Origin of the sequence: Chryseobacterium sp. ISL-6, assembly GCF_018613715.1 — a bacterium.
Lineage (GTDB): Bacteria > Bacteroidota > Bacteroidia > Flavobacteriales > Weeksellaceae > Chryseobacterium > Chryseobacterium paludis.
Genome location: NZ_JAGGPT010000001.1, coordinates 413,486 through 433,863, shown reverse-complemented (window position 1 = coordinate 433,863; position 20,378 = coordinate 413,486). Strand labels below are relative to the sequence as shown.

Annotated in this window: 22 protein-coding genes; 10 read left to right on the top strand and 12 right to left on the bottom strand. The window is 35.1% G+C overall.

All coding sequences use genetic code 11. The features are described from left to right. The first annotated feature begins 322 nt into the window (after positions 1-322). The gene (locus J7E44_RS02010) at positions 323-664 is read left to right on the top strand and encodes a helix-turn-helix transcriptional regulator (protein ID WP_214825034.1); all 342 of its coding nucleotides are present in this window, start codon (positions 323-325) and stop codon (positions 662-664) included. A 7-nt stretch (positions 665-671) separates the two neighbouring features. On the opposite strand, the gene J7E44_RS02005 is transcribed toward J7E44_RS02010, so the two are convergent. Beyond that, positions 672-1,403 carry an MBL fold metallo-hydrolase gene (locus J7E44_RS02005; protein ID WP_214825033.1) on the bottom strand — a complete coding sequence of 244 codons (732 nt, stop codon included), beginning with the start codon at positions 1,401-1,403 and terminating at the stop codon, positions 672-674. A gap of 169 nt (positions 1,404-1,572) precedes the next feature. On the opposite strand from J7E44_RS02005, the gene J7E44_RS02000 reads away from it, so the two are divergent. Beyond that, positions 1,573-2,094, top strand: a complete 522-nt coding sequence (locus J7E44_RS02000; protein ID WP_214825032.1) for a GNAT family N-acetyltransferase — start codon at positions 1,573-1,575, stop codon at positions 2,092-2,094. A gap of 3 nt (positions 2,095-2,097) precedes the next feature. Here J7E44_RS02000 and pdeM read toward each other — a convergent pair whose 3' ends face one another. From pdeM to J7E44_RS01980, 4 genes are all read right to left on the bottom strand, one after another. Next, positions 2,098-2,742 (bottom strand): ligase-associated DNA damage response endonuclease PdeM, encoded by a 645-nt coding sequence (gene pdeM, locus J7E44_RS01995; RefSeq protein WP_214825031.1) that lies wholly within the window; start codon positions 2,740-2,742, stop codon positions 2,098-2,100. 100 nt (positions 2,743-2,842) lie between these two features. After that, positions 2,843-5,293, bottom strand: coding sequence for a ligase-associated DNA damage response DEXH box helicase (locus tag J7E44_RS01990; RefSeq protein ID WP_251040451.1), 2,451 nt, complete (start codon positions 5,291-5,293; stop codon positions 2,843-2,845). Between the two features lies 1 nt (position 5,294). Beyond that, entirely contained in the window at positions 5,295-6,875 is a 1,581-nt protein-coding gene (locus J7E44_RS01985) for an ATP-dependent DNA ligase (protein ID WP_214825030.1), read from the bottom strand. Then, on the bottom strand, positions 6,872-7,894 hold the full coding sequence (locus tag J7E44_RS01980) for a ligase-associated DNA damage response exonuclease (protein ID WP_214825028.1): 1,023 nt from the start codon (positions 7,892-7,894) through the stop codon (positions 6,872-6,874). The genes J7E44_RS01985 and J7E44_RS01980 overlap by 4 nt, the downstream gene beginning before the upstream one ends. Before the next feature lie 217 nt (positions 7,895-8,111). Between J7E44_RS01980 and J7E44_RS01975 the strand changes: the two genes are divergently transcribed. The 4 genes from J7E44_RS01975 (at position 8,112) to J7E44_RS01960 (ending at position 10,505) form a co-directional block, all read left to right on the top strand. Further along, the gene (locus tag J7E44_RS01975) at positions 8,112-8,900 is read left to right on the top strand and encodes an SDR family oxidoreductase (RefSeq protein WP_214825025.1); all 789 of its coding nucleotides are present in this window, start codon (positions 8,112-8,114) and stop codon (positions 8,898-8,900) included. 80 nt (positions 8,901-8,980) lie between these two features. Beyond that, positions 8,981-9,382 (top strand): GlcG/HbpS family heme-binding protein, encoded by a 402-nt coding sequence (locus J7E44_RS01970; RefSeq protein WP_214825022.1) that lies wholly within the window; start codon positions 8,981-8,983, stop codon positions 9,380-9,382. A gap of 18 nt (positions 9,383-9,400) precedes the next feature. Next, complete coding sequence (locus J7E44_RS01965; protein ID WP_214825019.1) at positions 9,401-10,204, top strand: helix-turn-helix domain-containing protein; 804 nt, start codon at positions 9,401-9,403, stop codon at positions 10,202-10,204. Between the two features lie 28 nt (positions 10,205-10,232). Next, on the top strand, positions 10,233-10,505 hold the full coding sequence (locus J7E44_RS01960) for a hypothetical protein (protein ID WP_214825016.1): 273 nt from the start codon (positions 10,233-10,235) through the stop codon (positions 10,503-10,505). A gap of 286 nt (positions 10,506-10,791) precedes the next feature. Here J7E44_RS01960 and J7E44_RS01955 read toward each other — a convergent pair whose 3' ends face one another. The 6 genes from J7E44_RS01955 to J7E44_RS01930 form a co-directional block, all read right to left on the bottom strand. Continuing rightward, positions 10,792-11,706, bottom strand: coding sequence for a helix-turn-helix domain-containing protein (locus tag J7E44_RS01955; RefSeq protein WP_214825013.1), 915 nt, complete (start codon positions 11,704-11,706; stop codon positions 10,792-10,794). A 17-nt stretch (positions 11,707-11,723) separates the two neighbouring features. Beyond that, entirely contained in the window at positions 11,724-11,978 is a 255-nt protein-coding gene (locus J7E44_RS01950) for an Atu4866 domain-containing protein (protein ID WP_251040450.1), read from the bottom strand. A 9-nt stretch (positions 11,979-11,987) separates the two neighbouring features. After that, positions 11,988-12,839: an SDR family oxidoreductase gene (locus tag J7E44_RS01945; protein ID WP_214825010.1), complete on the bottom strand. Its 852-nt coding sequence runs from the start codon at positions 12,837-12,839 to the stop codon at positions 11,988-11,990. 213 nt (positions 12,840-13,052) lie between these two features. Further along, a complete protein-coding gene (locus tag J7E44_RS01940; protein WP_214825007.1) occupies positions 13,053-13,508 on the bottom strand; it encodes a PPC domain-containing DNA-binding protein in 456 nt (151 codons plus the stop codon). 18 nt (positions 13,509-13,526) lie between these two features. Beyond that, positions 13,527-14,372, bottom strand: a complete 846-nt coding sequence (locus J7E44_RS01935; protein ID WP_214825006.1) for an NAD(P)-dependent oxidoreductase — start codon at positions 14,370-14,372, stop codon at positions 13,527-13,529. An 88-nt stretch (positions 14,373-14,460) separates the two neighbouring features. Then, on the bottom strand, positions 14,461-15,444 hold the full coding sequence (locus J7E44_RS01930) for an aldo/keto reductase (RefSeq protein ID WP_214825004.1): 984 nt from the start codon (positions 15,442-15,444) through the stop codon (positions 14,461-14,463). A gap of 250 nt (positions 15,445-15,694) precedes the next feature. Here J7E44_RS01930 and J7E44_RS01925 point away from each other — a divergent pair, with 250 nt between their 5' ends. Together J7E44_RS01925 and J7E44_RS01920 are read left to right on the top strand one after the other, a co-directional pair. Beyond that, entirely contained in the window at positions 15,695-16,384 is a 690-nt protein-coding gene (locus J7E44_RS01925; protein ID WP_251040449.1) for a chloramphenicol acetyltransferase, read from the top strand. 103 nt (positions 16,385-16,487) lie between these two features. Further along, positions 16,488-17,675 carry an MFS transporter gene (locus J7E44_RS01920; protein ID WP_214825002.1) on the top strand — a complete coding sequence of 396 codons (1,188 nt, stop codon included), beginning with the start codon at positions 16,488-16,490 and terminating at the stop codon, positions 17,673-17,675. Between the two features lie 54 nt (positions 17,676-17,729). On the opposite strand, the gene J7E44_RS01915 is transcribed toward J7E44_RS01920, so the two are convergent. Next, a complete protein-coding gene (locus tag J7E44_RS01915; RefSeq protein ID WP_214825000.1) occupies positions 17,730-18,095 on the bottom strand; it encodes a winged helix-turn-helix transcriptional regulator in 366 nt (121 codons plus the stop codon). A gap of 159 nt (positions 18,096-18,254) precedes the next feature. Between J7E44_RS01915 and J7E44_RS01910 the strand changes: the two genes are divergently transcribed. Further along, on the top strand, positions 18,255-19,199 hold the full coding sequence (locus tag J7E44_RS01910; RefSeq protein WP_214824998.1) for an alpha/beta hydrolase: 945 nt from the start codon (positions 18,255-18,257) through the stop codon (positions 19,197-19,199). After that, positions 19,196-20,362: an MFS transporter gene (locus J7E44_RS01905; RefSeq protein WP_214824995.1), complete on the top strand. Its 1,167-nt coding sequence runs from the start codon at positions 19,196-19,198 to the stop codon at positions 20,360-20,362. The genes J7E44_RS01910 and J7E44_RS01905 overlap by 4 nt, the downstream gene beginning before the upstream one ends. Positions 20,363-20,378 lie beyond the last annotated feature (16 nt).

Here is a 20,378-nt window from a genome sequence, read left to right as displayed (position 1 = left end):
AAAAACTAATAAATTTTAGAAAAAATTAATTAAGATAAAGCAGACTCCGTGTATATAAGGGTTCGCGTGGTATCTATGTGGTATTTCAATTCAACAAAATTTTAATCATTTTTTCTTTCTTTGTCTTCATTATAGTAGATTTTATTTTTGAGACATGTTGAAATCTTAAATAGTAGATTAAAAACATCAATTGGTATCTTATTGTTTGTACTGGCAATATTAATTTGACACAGCGAAGAGACAGATAATAATAGTGAAAAAGTGGATTTAATTCTGTAAACAATAAAAAAGCTACAGAACTAGCAGAGATGAGAACAATATTATGAAAAACGAAAAACCTGGATTCAATTTAGAAGATTTAAACGAAAAAATTTTTGCTCAAGATGAAATTATAGCATTAGCCAAAGAAAATTCCCCCCGTCTATTGAATAAATTCAGACTAGTTTATCCTGGTTTTTTTGATAAAATATTCGCTATACAACCTAATCTGAGAAACTCAGAATTGATTTTCTGTATTTATTTAAAACTAAATTTATCTACAAAAGAAGTAGCAACCTATACGTATGTAACGCCTAAAGCTGTTCAGAACCGAAAGAACAGACTTCGAAAGAAACTGCTTATTCCATCTGAGGTAGATATTTATAAGTGGTTTAATAATTTATAGAATCCTGCTAAAATTGAATGAATGGCTTATTAAGATCGTGATAAAATAGTATTTTCCAATGGTTTTCTTCAGCTTCTTTTTGCCAGATCTGTCTTAGTTCCATTGCTTTTTTACCATCAAAATCACTTTTATAGGCAAGATGATACCGTAAATAAGCTTCTTGCGGAAGATCATCAGCACCATAAAAAGCAGTTTCTCCATCTTCGGTAATCCAGAAAACCTGCATAAAAGGCGTATGTCCACCAACCACTTCATAAGAGATTTCATCAGTAATAGATCCTTTGTCATCGTTCATCCAGATGATATTAGGAAGTTGGATCAGTTTTTCGAGTGTTTTAAAATCAAAAGAAGGATTTCCTTTATTCTCCATAGCATAATCAAGTTCACGCTTTTGAATATAAATATCAGCATTTGGAAATGTCGCTTCAAAATCGTCTTCCGTATATTGTATTGCTCCTTCAATATGGTCTTTATGAAGATGGGAGAGCAGGACCTTCGTAATTTGTTTTGGGTTAATATTTTCTCTCTCTAAAATCTCTGAAACGATTGTTTTACCGGTTTCACTTTTCCAGCCTAAACCAGTATCTAAAATAATAAAGTCATTTTTTGTGATAATAAGGAAGGGCTGTACAGACATTTTTATTCCCTGAGCCAGATCTGTTTTTTCTGTCGTTAAAAGACTAAAGTCTTTTGTTGGGCTGGCTACAAAATTGCCTTCTTTTAACGGGATGATTTTCATGATACAAATTTCCTGAATATTTCTAAATATTAAAAACTTTATTTTTCGATTTAAGCTATCGCCAAAACCGATTATGGCCTAAAAAAAATAAAATTTCATCAGGGCATACAAGACTATTTTATATGGTATTCGTAATTTTGTATGAGTAGAATTAAAACAATAAGTGAATATGAACTCAATAATCATAAATCAGGCATTTCTGGAGGATTGGGAAACGCTGCAGACCATTGGAAAAGAAACTTTCTCAGAAACATTTTCCGGAGATAATTCGAAGGAGGAAATGGATCTCTATCTTGAAAAAAGCTTTAACAAAGAAAAGCTGACAGATGAACTAAATAATTCGGATTCTTTTTTCTTTATCGCCTGGGAAGAAGACAACCCAATTGGCTACCTAAAACTTAATGCAGGCACTGCACAAACCGAACTGCAGGATAAAACATCTCTTGAAATTGAAAGGATTTATGTAAGAAGCAGTCATCATGGTAAAAAGGTTGGCCAGCTCCTTTATGACAAAGCTTTAAATGTGGCAAAAGAACAGAAAAAAGCTTACATATGGTTAGGAGTTTGGGAGGAGAACCTTAGAGCCGTGAATTTTTATAAAAAGAATGGTTTTGTCGAATTCGATAAACATATTTTCCGTTTAGGAAATGAGGAACAGACCGATCTCATGATGAAAAAAATAGTAGAATAAAGTTTAGATTTGGTAGATCTCAGCATCCGTAAAAACATAGAATCTTCCTCCTTTAGGGAGATTTTTTGTATCTAATCCTGTAAACTCACTATAAGCGGGAAGTAATAATTGATGTGTAGTTTGTACAAAACAGGGTAGACGGATACTTTTAACAGTGGAATTAATGACAAATCCAGGATGAATATGTCCTGTAATCTGAAACTTCGGATTGGACCTATCAAAATCATGAATAAAAAGAATATCTGCCAATTCTAAAATTTTTGCTTTAAAATCAAGACATAATTTTTCTTCCAGCTCCTTTGAAATACGGTCATGATTTCCTTCAATAAGATAAAACTTCAGTTTGGAATATTGATTTCGCCATTCACAAAATTCTTCGACATCAGAATTGTTTCCCGCATGCAGCAGATCTCCGACAACAATAAATTTTTCAGGCTGAAAATAAGCGATTAGTACCGACAATCTCTCAAGGTCACTCTTCATCACATGATTTGCCAGTGCAATTCCATTTTTCCTAAAATGAGCCGTTTTCCCGATATGAAGATCTGACAGAATCAATGCTTTTTCTTTTTTCCAAAACAACGCACGCTGATTCGTTAAAGTAAAAACTTCATTTTGAATACTGATATTTTTTGTGGCTATATACATGTTTATTTTCGAGAGCTTTCTGAATTTCCAGACCGGGATTCAGGTATAACTAATCTATTAAATCTAACTTCTAAATCGTCAATATCCATATTTCGACTCTTTATTCTCTTCTCTTACCCGCCTGTTCTATCAATTTTTGTATTCTCGCATCTAAACCTTCGCTTGAAAGAGTCTGACGAAGACTATCTACTTTAATTGGGAAGCTTAACGGTGTAAAAGTATTAGAATATTTTAAAATAATTTTCGATTTTTCAATTCTTTTGAAGGCTTCTACAAGTCTTTGTTCTTGTAGCTGCATATTAAAAACTTCTGTATAAGACTGTCTTACAAGAAAGTGATTTGGATCATAATCTTCAAGTACTTTAAAAATGAGTCCCGCTGAACTTTGTAAGGCTTTATTTGATCGTTGCTGTCCAGGGAAATTTTGGATAACCATTCCTGAAATAACGGCAATATCGCGGAATTTTCTACGTGCCATTTCAGCAGAATTAATACTTGAAATAACATCAACCATCAGATTATCACGGGTTAGAATCTTCTCCAGGTTGCCTTCATTTAAAGGAATTTCTTTATCACTGAACAGCTCAAAACCATAATCATTCATGGCCATTGAAAAGGAAATAGGAGCGAGTTTAGAAATTCTGAAAGCAATTAATGCAGCCATGACTTCATGCACCAGACGTCCTTCAAAAGGGTACATAAACAAATGAAACCCTTCTTTGTTCTTAATCAGTTCCACCAGAAATTCATCTTCTTTCGGAATATGGGATGTTTTTTCCTGACTGACAAGGAGAGGATGCAAAAATTTAAGTTCTTTTTCTGAAGAAGCAGGATTCAATGCCCCGGAAAGCTTTTCCCTTAAAAAAGTACTCAAATTGGAACTTAAAGGTAATCTTCCGCCAAGGTAACTGGGAACTAAGGCTTTTCCTTTCGACAGACGTACATAAACGGTCATATCCTTAACCATTGCTACTTCAAGAACTCTTCCGGCCAAAATAAATTTTTCTTCTTTTTTGAGCTTTGAAATGAAGTATTCTTCAATCATTCCAATATAACCACCAGAAATAAATTTAACCTTTAGCATTGCATCACTTACGATCGCTCCCATATTCATCCGGTGCAGCATAGCTATTTTTCTGGAAGTCACTTTAAATAACCCATCATCCATAATCACTACTTTATGAAATTCTTCGTAGCTTTTTAATGCACTGCCACCAATAGTAAGAAAATCAATGATCTCTTTCCATTCTTCAGGAGTCATCTCCTGAAAAGTATAGACCTTTTTAATTCTTTCATAGGTTTCATCAGGAAAGAATCCGTCACCAACAGCTAAAGTCATCAGGAACTGTACCAAAACATCAAAACACAACACCTGAGGTTCACGAGGTTCAATAACTTTTTGTTTTACGGCTTCTTTTAAGGCAGCCACTTCAATCAGTTCCAGAGAATGTGTGGGAACACAATAGATTTTAGAGGTTTCAAAAGGAGAGTGTCCACTTCGTCCGGCGCGTTGCAGAAACCTGGCCACACCTTTAGCAGAACCTATTTGAATCACAGTATCAACAGGTTTGAAGTCGATACCTAAATCTAAAGATGAAGTAGAAACAACAGCTTTTAATTTACCACTGCTTAAATTATCTTCGATCCAGATTCTTAAATGAGCATCAATAGAACTGTGATGAATAGCAATCTGGCCCGCAAAATCAGGATATGCATTAAGCAATAACTGATACCACATTTCACTCTGACTCCGGGTATTGGTAAATACGATCGTAGATTTAGATTCAAGAATAATAGGAACAATTTTATCAGCAAGCTTAGCCCCCAAATGCCCTGCCCATGGTAAAATTTCGACTTCATCCGGAAATACAGGAATGATGTCAATTTTTTTCTGCTGTTTCGCAGTAATTTTTGTTTTTTTGATATCATATGGAATTAAGACCTCCAGTGCTTCATCCAGATTACCGATTGTTGCTGTAATTCCCCAAATTTTTAATAAAGGAACATACTTTCTAACCTGTGAAATACCCAGTTCTACCATTACACCCCGTTTGGAACCCAATAGTTCATGCCATTCATCAACCGCAATGCAATGGAGATTTTTGAAAAATTTCAAATGATCTTTTTGACCCAAAAGAAGATGTAAACTTTCAGGAGTTACCACTAGAATATCTGGCATATTTCTGACCTGTTGCTGCCTTGTTTTGGGATCAGTATCGCCATTTCTCACTCCAACAGTCCAATCCAGTCCTATCTCATTGATAGCCTCTTCCATTGCCTTTGCAATATCTTTAGAAAGGGATCGAAGAGGAGTGATCCAGATCATTTTCAGTCCCTTTTTATACTTTTCAGGATGATTGAGAAAATCAGTGATCAGGGCTAAAAATACAGAATAAGTTTTTCCAAATCCTGTTGGCGCAATAACCATTCCGCTGTATCCATTTCCAAACTTCCACCAGGTATCTGTCTGAAATTTGAAAGGGGAATTACCTTTTTCAGCCATCCATTGCTGAATGACCTTAAATCCATTGGTATTTTCAAAAGCAGTCAAATTATTGTATCAGTTTTTTTATTTCTTCAAGATCATCTATTTCATTTACCGTTTTGTCTCTCCGCCACCGTACGATTCTTGGAAAACGCAATGCTACACCACTTTTATGGCGACTACTGAAGCCTATTCCTTCAAAAGCAATTTCAAAAACAAGCTCAGCTTTTACTGTGCGGACCGGCCCAAATTTTTCAATAGCATTCTTATTTACAAAACGACTGACCTCCATAATTTCTTTATCCGTTAACCCTGAATAGGCCTTCGCAATTGTTACCAGAGAATCTCCATTTTTTACAGCAAAACTATAATCAGTATAATAAGCACTTCGCCTTCCACTTCCTTTCTGGGCATAGATCAATACTGCATCAATGGTCATTGGATTGATCTTCCATTTCCACCAGTCGCCTTTTTTCCGTCCTGAATGATAAGGAGAATTCTTTTGTTTAAGCATTAATCCCTCACTATTAATATCCCTTGAACATTCTCTGATTTGATCTAATTCTTCCCATTTTTCAAATTCAATAACCCTTGAAAGCCGAATTTTTTCAGGATCTTCATTAAGGAATAATTCTTCGAGCATAGCTCTTCTTCCAGAGATAGGCTTCACCCGTAGATCGTTGCCTTCAAGTTCAATTAAATCATAAGCAAATACTTCAACAGGAATATCAGTAAGCATCTTTTTAGTAACATTTTTTCTATTTAATCTTTTCTGTAATTCATTAAAATTTAAAACCTTACCATCCTTTACCGCAAGTATTTCTCCATCTAAAACAAAATTCCCTTTCATAGCCTTTACAGCTTCTACAATTTCAGGAAACTGTTCCGTGATCAGTTCTTCACCCCGGGACCAGATGAAAACTTCATCATTTCTTCTGATGATCTGACCACGTATTCCATCCCATTTATATTCGATCAGCCATTCGTTAGGTTCTCCCAATTCGGAAAGTTCTTTTTCCAAAGGATAGGCGAGACAAAATGGGTAAGGACGAGAGTTGTCAGCATTCACTTTTTCTGCTGAGATCAATTCCTGAAAAGAAACTTCACCAGGATTCCATTTTCCCATCATGCTATGCATTAATGCACTTGCTTCCTGCCCTGAATATTTTGTCAGAGCATTGATCAATGTTTTATCGGAAACACCTATACGGAAGCTTCCACCTAATAATTTATTGAAAATCAGTCGCTCCGTATAATCCAGCCCATTCCACGATTGTAAAACGAATTCTTTTTTTTCGGCCTCAGTTTTATCTTTCAGATTTACAATGTCATTCATCCACTGTGAAAGAGTCCGCTCTATTTTTTCTCTAGGCTGTGGCAGAATTAAGGAAAGTGTTTCACCAAGATCACCTACAGATGAATAACTCTCCTGAAAAAGCCAGAAGGGAAGTTGGGTAATTTCCAATGCCCATTCCTTCATTAAATTTGTATTGACATTTCTTTTGGGTCTTTTGCCGGTAAACAAAGCAATAAACCATACTTTATCTTCTTCAGGTGCACGCTCAAGATAATCGATGATCGCATCTATTTTAGCGTTGGTTTTATTAGTGCTTTCCAAAGCATTGATCAATTCTGCAAAATGTTTCATGGCTCAGGATTTTCAATGTTTTCTTTTTCAGCCTCTTCTTCATCCTCACCAAACTGAGTTTGTACAACATCAGCTTTAACACCTATTTCATTTAAGTATTTTGAAAAAACTTCCGTTTGCCCATGGGTAACATGAACAATTTCTGCTTCAGTAGCTTTTACAGCCTGCAGTAATCCACCCCAATCTGCATGATCACTCATTGCAAATCCTGCATCAGCACTTCGCCATCTTCTGGCACCCCGAACCTGCATCCATCCTGAACAGATGGCTGTCGCCGCTTCGGGTATTTTACGAATGATATTACTGTCTAATAAAGCCGGCGGAACAATAACAATTTCACTTTGCAGATGCTTGGTACTTTCTTTAAAGTCAGGAACCTCATATTCAGGAAGTTTTATTCCCACACTTTCAAAAGCTTCATTGAGCTTCCCAATAGAATAGTGAACATGGATTTTTCCTAATCCTTCTATTGCCTTCATAATACGTTGTGCTTTTCCAAGAGAATAGCCCACAAAAACAGATGTTTTCCCGTTTTCTTTATTTCTTAATACCCAATTTTGAAGTTTTTTATTAAGATCTTCAATTTCCAACCAGTTGTAAATGGGAAGCCCAAAAGTACTTTCAGTCACAAATTCATGACACTTTACCAATTCAAAAGGAGTACTTAATCCATCATCCTGAACTTTATAATCTCCTGAAATTACACTTACATATCCTTTATACTCTAATCTGATTTGGGCAGATCCTATGATATGGCCTGCAGGATGTAGAGAAACCTTGACTCCATTAATTATTGTAACTTCACCATAACCTACGCTCTGGCATTCAATTTCAGGTCCTATTCTTTGGTATAAAATAGGTTTGGTAAAATGGTGGCAAAAATACTTTTTCATTCCCCAACGGGCATGATCTGCATGTCCATGAGTGATCACCGCCAGATCGACAGGCCGCCAGGGATCTATGTAAAATTGACCTTGAGGACAATAAATTCCTTTTTTTGTGAATGTAATTAGTTTCAATGAATAATATATTATGATCTATAAAAACTTTTGGTATTTATATGACTTTGGTTGATTTTATCATTCAAAAAGCTGACCAATCACCAATAAATATTTAAAAATAACATTTTTTTAGATTGAACTTTCCAGCAATAAAACATTGGGCTTTCCACCAATAACATAAGTTCACATAAAGTTGAAATTTGTTTTACTAACTAAACAGAATAAAAAATACAAAATGAGTAAAACAATTTTAATTACAGGTGCTGCAAGTGGTTTTGGTAAAATTGCAGCTTTCGATCTAGCTAAAAAGGGACACCATGTCATTGCGACGACACAGGTTTACCCGCAGATGAGTGATTTAATAAGAGAAGCCAAAGAACAAGGTGTTCAGATGACTGTTGATAAATTAGATGTGACCAATCCTAAAGACATTGCTTATACTTTAAAAAAATATGATATTGATATTTTAATAAGTAATGCCGGTATCATGGAAGGAGGACCTATTGCTGAGCAGCCTCTGGATCTGATCCGTTCTATGTTTGAAGTAAATGTATTCGGAGCTTTGGAGCTGGCTCAAGGTTTTATTAAAAAATTTATCGACAAGAAAGGTGGTAAAATTGTTTTTACATCATCAATGGGAGGTCTTTGGACTGTTCCTTACGTTGCTGCTTACTGTGCTTCAAAGCATGCTTTAGAGGCTATCGCAGAAGGTCTTAAGACAGAATTAGAACCTTTTAACATCAAAATAGCAACCTGTAATCCGGGAGTTTTTGGAACTGGATTTAATGATAGGGGAGTAGATTCTATTATGCATTGGTATGATCCTAAGGTAAATTTCACCCCAGAATCAGTTTTTGCAGGAACTACTGAAGCTCTTGCCAACCAACTTGATCCACAATCTATGGCTGATGTAATTGTAAATGTTGCATTAGATGATCATAGTAATTTCAGAAATTTACACCCTAAAGAAACAGAGGATTTTGTAAAACAATTACAAACAGAAGCCTGGAGTGTAAAAAGTTAAAACACAATATTCAATATTCAGAGAATGCGTAAATATTTTTGTTTACGCATTCATTTAACATCATTAAATAAAAAAAACAAATGAATATCACTTATTCTGAAGCAACAATTGCAATAAATGCATCCATAGAAAAAGCAAAATCTTTACATATTCCTGTAAGCCTTGCCGTAGTAGATACAGGAGGACATTTGGTCGCATTTGCAAGACTGGACAGCGTTTATGGCGTCATCGATTTTGCTATTAAAAAAGCCCGAACTGCAGTAATGTTCGGTGTCGACAGTGATACAATGGGCACTATTGTTTCAGGTGCTGACATTCATGGATATGGTATGTTAAATTCTAACGACGGACTTTTAACAATAGCAGGTGGCGTGGTTATTAAAAATAAAGAGGGAAAAATAATAGGAGCTATTGCCTCTTCCGGAGGTTCGCCGGAGCAGGATAAGGAAATAGCAAACAAAGGGGCTGCTGGTATTTTTTAAATTTCAGATATTTGTATTATGACAAAAAGTTCTGAAATAATATTTGATCGATTGGTATACTCTTGTGCTTTTGAAAAATACAGGGGAATGGAAGAATTTATTCCAGATCATTTTTTAGGATTCCAATTATCTGGTGAGACTCATGCTTTTCATGATCAGGGCAAGACTATTATTAAAGAAAACACAGTCGTTCTGGTCAGAAAAAATCAACTTGTAAGAACTATAAAACATCCTTCTAAAGAAACCCAGTATCAATTTATTTCAATTACTCTGGATAAAAATACACTTCAGCAATATGCAGCAGAAAACAAAATTATTGTTGATAACGAATTTAAGAATAAACAAAAATTCTTTTTTGAGTCGGATGATTTTTTTACGAAGTATTTTGTTTCTCTGATTCCCTATATTGATAAAACTAAAAATGCAAGCTCAAAACTAGCTTCGTTAAAAGTAAAGGAAGCAATTGAGCTTCTTTTACAAAGTAATCCTGATTTTAAGAATTTGCTTTTTGATTTTTCTGAGCCCTATAAAACTGATTTAAAAGAATTCATGAATCAGAATTTTATTTTCAACTTACCTGTCGAAGCTTTTGCAAAATTAACAGGTCGCAGTCTATCTGGTTTTAAGCGTGATTTTCAAAAAGCATTCAGCATACCTCCCCAAAAATGGCTTAAAGAAAAACGATTGGAAGAAGCCTATTATTTAATTAAACATCAAAATAAAAAACCCACTGATATTTATCTTGATCTTGGGTTTGAGAATTTGTCGCATTTCTATTATTCGTTTAAAAAGAAATTTGGAGTAACAACCACTGAAGTCTGATTAGAATTAATTTATCAATTGTATTATAATGGATTTTATTCAACAGTTTAGTAATTGGACTAAAGGAGACTTAATTCAGGCTAAACTGATGATAGCCGGTATTATTATTTTTTGTGTTCCTCTTATTTTTTATTCAACTAAAACAAGTGATGTCTTTTTTAAAGGGCTTATTATCCCTTTAAGTATTTTATCATTAATGCTTTTAAGTTATGGAGGCTATCTTGTGGTAACCAAAGGTAAAGAGATACAAAGGGTTGAAAAAGAATATTCAAAAAATCATCAGCTGACTCTTACGAAATAATACATCAAAGCGAAAAAAGATAGTAAGAGTTATGTCATTTTTAAAACAATTTGGCTTTCTCTATTTATACTTTCCATATATTTACTTTTTGACAGCTGCTACATGAAGGGTCTCTCATTTGGCTTTATTATTCTATTCCTGGTTCTATTTATGACAGATACTTTCTTTCATGCAAGGTTAAAAACGTATCTTTCTTTTATACAAGAATCTAACAGAATAAATTAGTTAAAAAAAGATGAGCTGCAATAAACAGCTCACCTTGTATATGGTCATTTCGTAAATGCTTTTACGAGAAAAATTTTCTGAATTCCAAAGGGGATTGGGTCGTTTTTTGTTTGAAAAGTTTACTAAATGATTGTGGATGTTCAAAACCAAGTTCATAAGCAATTTCACTAACAGACAAATTCGTGGTACTCAACCGCTCTTTAGCATATTCAATAAGTCTGTTCTGGATATGCTGTTGGGTGTTCTGCTGCGTATGAATCCGTAATAAGCTTCCAAGGTAATTGGGGGATATATTCATTTCTTCAGCAATAGCTTTTACCGTAGGCAAACCATTTTCCGGGATATGCCCATTATTGAAATACCGGGATAAGGTCTCTTCAAATCGTTCAAGAATCTCATGATTGGATTTTTTCCTGGTTAGAAACTGTCGCTCATAAAATCGTTCGGAATAGATAAGCAATAATTCTAATTGGGCAATTATCAATTCCTGACTGAACTTATCGATGTTGGATTGATATTCCTTTTCAATGTTTTTTAGAATTTCAGCGATTGCATTTTCTTCTTTTTCTGACAAAAAAAGAGCTTCATTTACTGAATATTGAAAGAACTCGTACGATTTTATCTTTTTTGCCAGTGAAGTATTCCATAGAAAATCAGGATGTATAAGAAGTATCCAGCCCGTTGGCTCTACTTTTACATTTTGATTGATCTCTACTTTTAAAAACTGAAGTGGAGAAACAAATGACAGAACCCCCGAATCAAAATCATACTGTTGCTGGCCATAGTTGAATTTGGCATTAACATTCCTTTTTAAGCCTACAGAATAGAAATTCTGAATCCATTTCATTTCATTATCATCTATAGGATAAGAAACCTTACTGTAATCAATCAGGCTGATCAATGGATGTTCAGGACCAGGTAGATTACAAAAGTTATGAAACTCGGAAATCGAATTAAAGCGAAACATCTTTTCCATCGTGCTAATTTAGTAAATCAATTTTCTTTATAAAAAACCATACCACCGTGGTATAATATCCCATCTTTAAAGTCGCCGTCTGCGGTAAATCCAGTATCATCTTTATAATCAATATGATCTCCTGAAACCCAATAACTTCCCTGGTAGGCACTTTCACGCGAACCACGGGCTTCGTCGTATCGATTGTCGGGTAATAATTCATGGCGGATGTGACCGTCTTTGGTTACCCACATTCCGATATATTCTTTTGTTTCTTCTATCGTATTGTTCATAGGTACTTTTTATGAAAGTTCAGTATAAGCTGTAGATAGGGTATAATTTTTCCATTTTTCAGCATCTTGGGTTAGGATATCGATTTTATTTTTAAGTAAATCAATCGTTTCATTTCCTAATAACAAATGTACAGGTGGATGCTCTTCTTTACTCATCGCAATGAGAACTTCTGCTCCTTTTTCTGGATCATTCATCTGATTTCCATTAATGGTATCAAGATGCAGTTGTTGAGATTCACGTGCCATTTTGTAATCTTCGATAGCATTTTCAGGAGTTCTGATTGATCCTTTTGTAAGAAATTCTGTACGAAAATATCCAGGATATACAACAGTAGCTTTTACGCCAAATTCTTTAACTTCCTCTGCCAGTGCTTCTGTAAATCCTGCCATAGCAAACTTGGTGGAACAATAGATCCCCCAACCTGCAAAACCACCGGAGAAACCTGCTACTGAAGAAATATTAAATATATTTCCTGATCTCTGATTTCGTAAATAAGGCATTACATTTCTGACAACATTTAATGCTCCAAATACATTAACATCAAAATTTTCACGTGATTCCTCATCAGAAAGCTCTTCTAAAGAACCAACCTGCGCATATCCGGCATTGTTTACAATAACATCAAGTTGTCCAAAATGAGCTATACTTTTTTCAACAGCCTCCTTAACACTTGAATTCTCTTTCAAATTGACTTCCAGGGGTAAAAATGTTTCAGATGCACTACCAATCTCTTTAATCAGAGAATCCGCATTTCTACTCGTTGCTGCTACACGATATCCTTCGGCTAGTAATTTTTTAACTAAATTAAGTCCCAATCCTTTAGAGGCACCAGTAACGAACCATACTTTTTTTGTTTCCATTTTCTTTATTTTTTGATCTTAATTGATGATACAAAGATCATAAGGAAAATAAAATTCTACTTAACTGAATCCACCAAAGGTATAACCAAATCGTGGATGGCTTGATTTTCTGATGGCTTCAAAACCAATTTCATTGTTTGTATTTGTTAAGTTCTCTTTTTATGCATACAAAAGTGCCTATATATAGTATCTTTTATGATTGGATTTGGAGCATTATTTTTCAAAATCATAAAAATTAATCCCAACTTCATCATCTTTAACTTTTACCATTTTTGTGTTCAAAGGATAAAAAATAAATTCTCCTGCACCGCGGATCTTTGCATCCAAGAGATGTCCTGCCAAAGCGGTATAGTCCTGTCTTCCCAACGTGATATGCAAATGGAGTAGTGGTTTATCATCCATTACTGAAACATTTCCTGAAATATTAGAGGCCTCCATTTGTTCATTGAAAGTCTTATCGACATAATTTTTTGTCGAAGGAACAAAAAACCGAAGTGTTGCCTCGCTTACTGCACCTATTCCTGTTATCTCTCCGGACTGTATTTTTTGAACCTTAACAAAGTCCGTCAATGCTTCTACAATACCTGACCTGTCTTTTACACTTACAATATAGATCTCATCTACTTTTTTAGCAGTCCAAAGAGTTCCTTTAAAAATATCCGTGTTCATACCATGTTTTTATAATGATTATTTTTTCAGATAATTGATAATACCGATCACATCATCTTTTCCAAATCCCGCATCATGAGCCGACTGGTAGGTATCAATTAATGTTTTTGATAATGGATAATCAGCTCCCGCTTTTTTGGCGAGAAGAATATCTTTTAACATAAGATCTAATGCAAATGCCGGTTCATAGTTATCATTCACCAGTAATGGTGTTTTAACTTTTGTAGCACCACTACCACTTGCGCTCTCATTAATAATGTCCAGCATATCTTTACGTTCTATTCCTAGCTTATCCGAAAATAAAACAGTCTCAGCAAGTCCTTGATATAGGGTAGATATGAAATAGTTTACTGATAATTTTGCAGCAATTCCTTTTCCATTCTCTCCCAAATGCTTGATGGTTTTTCCAAGCTTTTGTAAATAAGGTTGTGCACGCTCTACATCTTTTTCTTCGCCACCTACCATAATAATCAGGGTACCATCAGCAGCAGGTTTTGTACTTCCGGCAACAGGAGCATCAATAAATCCGGCTTCTTTTATTTTAACAGCGGAAGAAATATCATTACTTGCCTCAGGAGAAATAGTACTCATATCAACGAACAGTTTACCATGAATATCTACTGATAGTATTTCTTCATATACTGCTCTTACTGCATCATCATTGGTCAGCATTGTAAAAATAACATCACTGTTTTTAATCACATCTGAAACCTTACTGTAAACTGTTGATTTTTCTTTAAAGTCTTCCGCTTTTTCAATTGTTCTGTTATAAACAGATAGCGGAAATCCCGCTTTTTCCAGATTTTTGGCCATTGGATTTCCCATATTTCCTAATCCAATAAACCCTAATTTTGTATTTTCCATAGCTTTTATAATATTAATGATAATGAGAGTAAAGAGTAAATAGAAAAGACTATTATGGTCGATAATTTCAACTTTTAATCTTTAGTTTTTAAAAAGTATTTACCAGATCATCGATTGTTTTCAGTTCTTCTTTGCTTAAATTAATATGAATTGCATTTGCATTTTGAACAGCTTGTTCCGCATTTCTGGCTCCTGCTAAGGCGATAGTGATTCCAGGTCTTTCAATAGTCCATCTTAAAACCAACTGACTCAAACTTGCATTATGCTGTTCTGCAATAGGTTTAATTTTATCTAAAAAGACATTTGTTTTTTCAACAAACTGGGGTTGAAAATGAGGTAAACTAGCTCTATGATCACCGGGTTTAAACTCATAACCGGAATGTATTTCCCCTGTTAACAATCCTCTTTCTAATGGGCTGTAAGCCAATACAGACTTGTTGTGATCTATGCAGTAAGAAACTGTTTCACTTTCAACGGTGCGGTTGACCATATTGAATGGAATTTGGTTAGAAACCAAAGGAAGCGTTCTTTCGGCTTGCTGTATCTGCGATGCAGTATAATTACAAACTCCTGCAAAACGCACTTTTCCCTGTTCTATTAATTTTAAAACAGCCTCAAAAGTTTCATCGATGGGAGTGGTAGAATCTGGCCAGTGAATTTGATACAGATCAATATAATCAGTTCCTAATCTCTTTAAGCTTTGTTCACATTCATAAATAATGCTTTCTTTTCCCGCATATTTATAAACTTCGATCGCATTTCCATTATGATCATAGCTTTTCATTGCAAAATCTCCTTTCTCCAAATCCCAACGCATCCCGAATTTTGTGAGAATTTGAACTTTATCACGAGAAAATCCTTTAATAGCCTCTCCAACAATTTCCTCACTGGCTCCCTGTCCATAAATTGGGGCAGTATCAATAGAAGTCACTCCAACATCATGAGACGCTTTAATTGCTTCAACAGCTTCCTTTCGATCTTTGCTCTTCCACATCCAACCTCCAGTAGCCCAAGCTCTAAGCGTGATCGCTGAGACTTCCAGTTCACTGCATCCTAATTTTCTGTAATTCATATTTTTTGTGTTAATGTATAATGTAAAAAGTATTGATGACAGACAGCAACTTATCATAAATTGACATCGATGATTTGTGTTAAAACTGCACATTTTGTACTCTGAAACTTTATCATTATTACATCATATAAATTTAGGGAAATATGTGGTTAAACAATATTTAAATCAGATCCTTTATTATTTAAATTCATTAATTAATATAAATATTACATATCAATCTTATGGTAGAAATAAGCTTAAATTTTTCATCTTGGAATTTTTTATAATCAGAAAACTTACGGAAATTTGCAGAAATGATAAAGCAGTAAGTAAAATGAAGATCATCGATGTTGAACAATGGAACAGAAAAGAACATTTTAATTTTTTTTCAAAAATGGCAAGTCCATATTTTGGTTTTACAACAGAAGTAGATTGTACTACGGCTTATGATACGGTAAAAGCAAATGGCTATTCTTTTTTTGCCTATTACCTTCATAAATCAATGGCCGCAATAAATTCTGTGGATGAATTAAAAATGCGGATCGTAGATGATCAGGTTGTTCTATTTGATGTCATCCACGCCGGAACCACCATTGCCCGAGCTGATGGAACCTTTGGTTTTTCATTTATTCCTTTTTCAGAACAATTTGAAACTTTTAATGCTGAACTTCAGGAAGAAGTTAAAGCGGTACAAAATTCTTCAGGGTTAAGATTGAGTACCGATACTGTGACTAAAGCTTTAATAAGACATTCTACCATTCCGTGGAATACTTTCAGTGCTTTGCTACATCCTACTAATCTTGATCCAACAGAATCTATCCCCAAAATTACGTTTGGAAAATTTAGTATCCGCGAGGGGAGAAAATACCTGCCTGTTTCTATTGAAGCACATCACGGTCTGGCTGACGGTCTTCATATTGCAAAATATCTGGAAGAATTTCAAAGACAGCTGGATCTTTAAGAAATATTTTTCATATAAATAGGTATCTTTGTGTCTATCTAAAAGATATTCCATTCTTTAGTTCACTAATTTCTTTCATTAAATTTAAATTTAAAATTTTGCTATGCAGACGAGCTCATCTCCTGGTATTTCACGTACTGTAATCTGGCTAATGGCTATTATTTCAGGACTGGTAGTTGCAAATAATTATTATAACCAACCCTTACTGGCTCTTATTTCTGACGACCTGGATGTTTCTGAAAGTGCAGCAAGTAAAATTTCTGTACTTACTCAGGTAGGATATGCATTAGGACTTTTACTAATTGTCCCTCTTGGGGATAAATTTCTACGTAAAAAACTGATACTGGCAGATCTTTTTCTGGTTTTCGGATCTCTTTTATGGATGACTTTTGCCACTCATTTGTGGATGCTTTATGCTGCCAGTTTACTAATTGGGATGACTTCTGTAATTCCCCAGCTTTTTGTGCCTATCGCTGCTGAGCTCTCATCTGATGAAGAGCGGTCTTCCAATATTGGAGTGGTGATGTCAGGTTTACTGATGGGCATTCTCTTATCACGTTTTGTAGGTGGAATTGTGGGTGAAATATGGGGTTGGAGAGCCATGTTTGGCATTGCTGCGGGTGTAATGATCGTTGTCTGGATCGCGGTATATAAAATGCTTCCGGATCTGCTTCCTAATTTCAAAGGGACTTATAAAGAACTGATGCGCTCTGTATTTCACTTAGCCAGAACACAACCTGTTTTACAATTGGCCTCTTTCCGTGGAGCAATGGCTTTCGGTTCAATGTGTGCATTGTTTACATCTCTGGCTTTTCATATGGAAAAAGCTCCTTTTAATGCCGGTTCATCTGTTGTAGGAAGTTTCGGATTGGCAGGAGCCGTTGGAGCATTAGCTGCCGCTAAAGTTGGGAAATTTCAAAAATTTATGGATCTGAACAGGATCATCCTGTATTCATTACTTATCGTACTGGGAAGCTGGGCATTTACATATTTTGCAGGTGAAACCTATTGGGGATTGATTGTAGGTGTTATCCTTGTTGACCTTGGTGTTCAATCAAGCCATATTATGAATCAGACCAATTATTTTTTAATTAAAACCAATGCAGTCAACAGATTAAATACCGTTTATATGGTTTGTTATTTCATTGGTGGATCACTTGGAACCTGGCTGGCTTCCATTGCCTGGCATTACGCACAGTGGAATGGAGTATGTTTTGTAGGGGCTAGTTTCGGACTTCTGGCTTTGATAGCCCACATATTATTTAATAAAAAAGTGACCAGTAATTCTTAATTGTGTCCGGTTAAAATACTATTTGTGATTTCCTTTAATTTTTAAGATCAGTTGTTAATGTCCGTTTTTTATTAATTTCCGGTGTTTCTCACCCCATTTTTCCAACACTTCCCATATCGGGATCAGTTCTCTGGCAATATCTGTCAATTCGTAATCTACTCTTGTTGGAACTTCAGCATACACAGTTCTCTTGATAAGACTTTCTTTTTCCAGCTCTCTCAATTGTAGCGTCAGCATTCTTTCTGTGATTCCGCAAATTCGGTCGCGGACTTCACTGAAGCGCAATTTATTATCCTTTAATTGATTTAATATCAATAATTTCCATCTTCCTCCAATTTTACAAACTGCATACGACAGATCACATTCCTGTATGTATTTTCTATTGATGCTATTTGTCGAATTTTCTTTTATTTCCCCCATGGCTTACAAATTTGTTAGTCCCATACAATTCACTGTATACAGTGCAAATGTAAGATTTGAAAATTAATTTTGTCCCTGCAAACTGAAAATATTCAGTAATGGGAACAATAGCGCTAAAGTTTCCTGCAATAAAATATTTAACATAAAATAAAAAGAAAAATGCAATTAACATTACCGATAACTCAAATTTTAAATCATTTAGAAAAAATACAGCTATTCAATGCACTTAATCCATTAGAAGAAACCCGAAAATACCTTGATACCATGACGTTTCAATTGAGTGAAAAAAAAGAGGCTGTAAAGATGATTGAGGAATTCAATATTACCCACGGAAAACATGAAATACCAACTAGAGTGTATCGTCCAAAAGGAAGGGAAAATCCAAGCTCTTCAGCCATCATCTATATACATGGAGGATGGTTTATTGCGGGGGGCTTTGAAACCCATGATGCTGTCGTTCGGAAATTAGCCAATAAAACTGGGTCAGTTGTCATTTTTATAGATTATAGATTGGCTCCGGAGCATCCTTTCCCTGCCGGACTCAATGATTGTACTCATGTGGTAAAATGGGTTGTTGATAATGCTGTATCTCTGGGGATCGACAGGCATCAGATTGGGATCATAGGTGACAGTGCAGGTGGAGCACTTGCTACCAGTGTTTCAACACAGCTAGGGGAACTGTTTAAGTTTCAGATCTTAATTTATCCTGCAGCTGATAATAAACTCAATACAAACTCCTGGTCAATCTATGAAAATGGACCTGTTTTAAACAAAAAAGGTGGAATTGAAGCCTGGAAACATTATTATCCTACGGGAGAAAACCAACCTGCTCCTTTAGCAGTTCCTATACTAATTGAAGATTTTAAAAATACACCCCCTACTATGGTTATTTTAGCAGAGCATGATCCATTAAGAGATGAAGGAGAAGAACTGGCACAGCATATGAAAGATACAGGGATTCCTGTCCATATCAGCTTCTATAAAGATATGGTTCATGGCTTTATGCATATGGGAGAAATTCTAAATGAAGTTCAGAAAGCTGTAGATGAGATGGCGATTTTTGCCAGTCAGAATTTTGAAACCATCACAGAAAAGCAGGGATGAAAAAGTATGCATATATTGGATGTCTGGGGTTTATTGCAGTCATTACGACCGAATTTGGAGTCATTGGAATCTTACCACAAATAGCAGACTATTACAAAATAAGCATAGATAAAGCAGGCTATTTACTAAGTGCTTTCGCTTTAATCATTGCTTTAACAGGACCTTTTATGACCTTATTGACATCAGGATTTAACCGTAAAAGTGTAATGTTTACTGCGATATTTATATTTCTTATCACCGGAATTGTCTCTTATTTTTCTCCTCCGTTTTGGCTTTTAATGCTTGTAAGAATCTTACCTGCTTTCTTACAGCCTGTTTATATTGCAACAGCATTGTCTGTTGCGGTATCACAGGCTGATAAAAAATACAGTAATCAACTTATGAGCATTGTATTTAGTGGGGTAGCTATTGCAATGGTTACTACGGTTCCTTTTGCAACCTGGATTGCTAGTTTGTGGTCATGGGAATATTCATTTCTCATCCAGTCCATTGTAAGTTTAATTGCACTAATAGCCATTTATTGTGTATTGCCCTCTATGCCTGTAAAAGAAAAGAAAACATACGGAAGCCAGATTAAAATACTTACACAGCCTACTTTTATAATCAGCACAGCAATGAATTTTTTTATGATTACCGCTTGGTTTTCTACCTATAGTTATTTTGCAGATTATCTGAATAAAGCTAAGGGGATGGATTCTACCATGGTGAGTTATATGCTTTTTTTATTTGGAATTATCGGGGTCATTGCCAATTGGATCGCGGGAAAAATGCTTAGCAAAAATATAACACTTACTACAGCTTTTTTTCTTTCAGGAACTATTATTATGCCTGTACTTCTATATTGGTCTGATGGAACTATGATCATAACTATTATTGCCATTGGAGTTTGGGGGTTTCTGTATTCCCCGAGTTTTCTTAATGCGTCCACTTATATGATCTCTTCAGCACCGAATTCTTTGGAGTTTGCCAATAGTCTGGCTACTTCATTTGGTAATTTGGGAGTAACTCTTGGAACAACACTCGGAGGCTGGATGATTATCCGTTATGACGTTCAGTATAATCCATGGATCGGGCTTTTTTTTGGACTGCTAGCCTTACTGATGATAGGGTTAAGAAGCATGATAGAGAGAAAAAAGAAAATGGTGACAGCAAGAAACAGTTAAATGTAATAAATTTTGT

Bases quoted from the DNA above. Each gene is read 5' to 3' on its own strand.
- J7E44_RS02010 (WP_214825034.1), top strand. From the start codon at position 323: ATGAAAAACGAAAAACCTGGATTCAATTTAGAAGATTTAAACGAAAAA.
- pdeM (WP_214825031.1), bottom strand. From the start codon at position 2,742: ATGTATATAGCCACAAAAAATATCAGTATTCAAAATGAAGTTTTTACT.
- J7E44_RS01910 (WP_214824998.1), top strand. From the start codon at position 18,255: ATGCAATTAACATTACCGATAACTCAAATTTTAAATCATTTAGAAAAA.
- J7E44_RS01930 (WP_214825004.1), bottom strand. From the start codon at position 15,444: ATGAATTACAGAAAATTAGGATGCAGTGAACTGGAAGTCTCAGCGATC.
- J7E44_RS01945 (WP_214825010.1), bottom strand. From the start codon at position 12,839: ATGGAAACAAAAAAAGTATGGTTCGTTACTGGTGCCTCTAAAGGATTG.
- J7E44_RS01950 (WP_251040450.1), bottom strand. From the start codon at position 11,978: ATGAACAATACGATAGAAGAAACAAAAGAATATATCGGAATGTGGGTA.
- J7E44_RS01955 (WP_214825013.1), bottom strand. From the start codon at position 11,706: ATGGAAAAGATGTTTCGCTTTAATTCGATTTCCGAGTTTCATAACTTT.
- J7E44_RS01940 (WP_214825007.1), bottom strand. From the start codon at position 13,508: ATGAACACGGATATTTTTAAAGGAACTCTTTGGACTGCTAAAAAAGTA.
- J7E44_RS01970 (WP_214825022.1), top strand. From the start codon at position 8,981: ATGAATATCACTTATTCTGAAGCAACAATTGCAATAAATGCATCCATA.
- J7E44_RS01985 (WP_214825030.1), bottom strand. From the start codon at position 6,875: ATGAAACATTTTGCAGAATTGATCAATGCTTTGGAAAGCACTAATAAA.
- J7E44_RS01975 (WP_214825025.1), top strand. From the start codon at position 8,112: ATGAGTAAAACAATTTTAATTACAGGTGCTGCAAGTGGTTTTGGTAAA.
- J7E44_RS01905 (WP_214824995.1), top strand. From the start codon at position 19,196: ATGAAAAAGTATGCATATATTGGATGTCTGGGGTTTATTGCAGTCATT.
- J7E44_RS02000 (WP_214825032.1), top strand. From the start codon at position 1,573: ATGAACTCAATAATCATAAATCAGGCATTTCTGGAGGATTGGGAAACG.
- J7E44_RS01935 (WP_214825006.1), bottom strand. From the start codon at position 14,372: ATGGAAAATACAAAATTAGGGTTTATTGGATTAGGAAATATGGGAAAT.
- J7E44_RS01915 (WP_214825000.1), bottom strand. From the start codon at position 18,095: ATGGGGGAAATAAAAGAAAATTCGACAAATAGCATCAATAGAAAATAC.
- J7E44_RS01960 (WP_214825016.1), top strand. From the start codon at position 10,233: ATGGATTTTATTCAACAGTTTAGTAATTGGACTAAAGGAGACTTAATT.
- J7E44_RS01965 (WP_214825019.1), top strand. From the start codon at position 9,401: ATGACAAAAAGTTCTGAAATAATATTTGATCGATTGGTATACTCTTGT.
- J7E44_RS02005 (WP_214825033.1), bottom strand. From the start codon at position 1,403: ATGAAAATCATCCCGTTAAAAGAAGGCAATTTTGTAGCCAGCCCAACA.
- J7E44_RS01920 (WP_214825002.1), top strand. From the start codon at position 16,488: ATGCAGACGAGCTCATCTCCTGGTATTTCACGTACTGTAATCTGGCTA.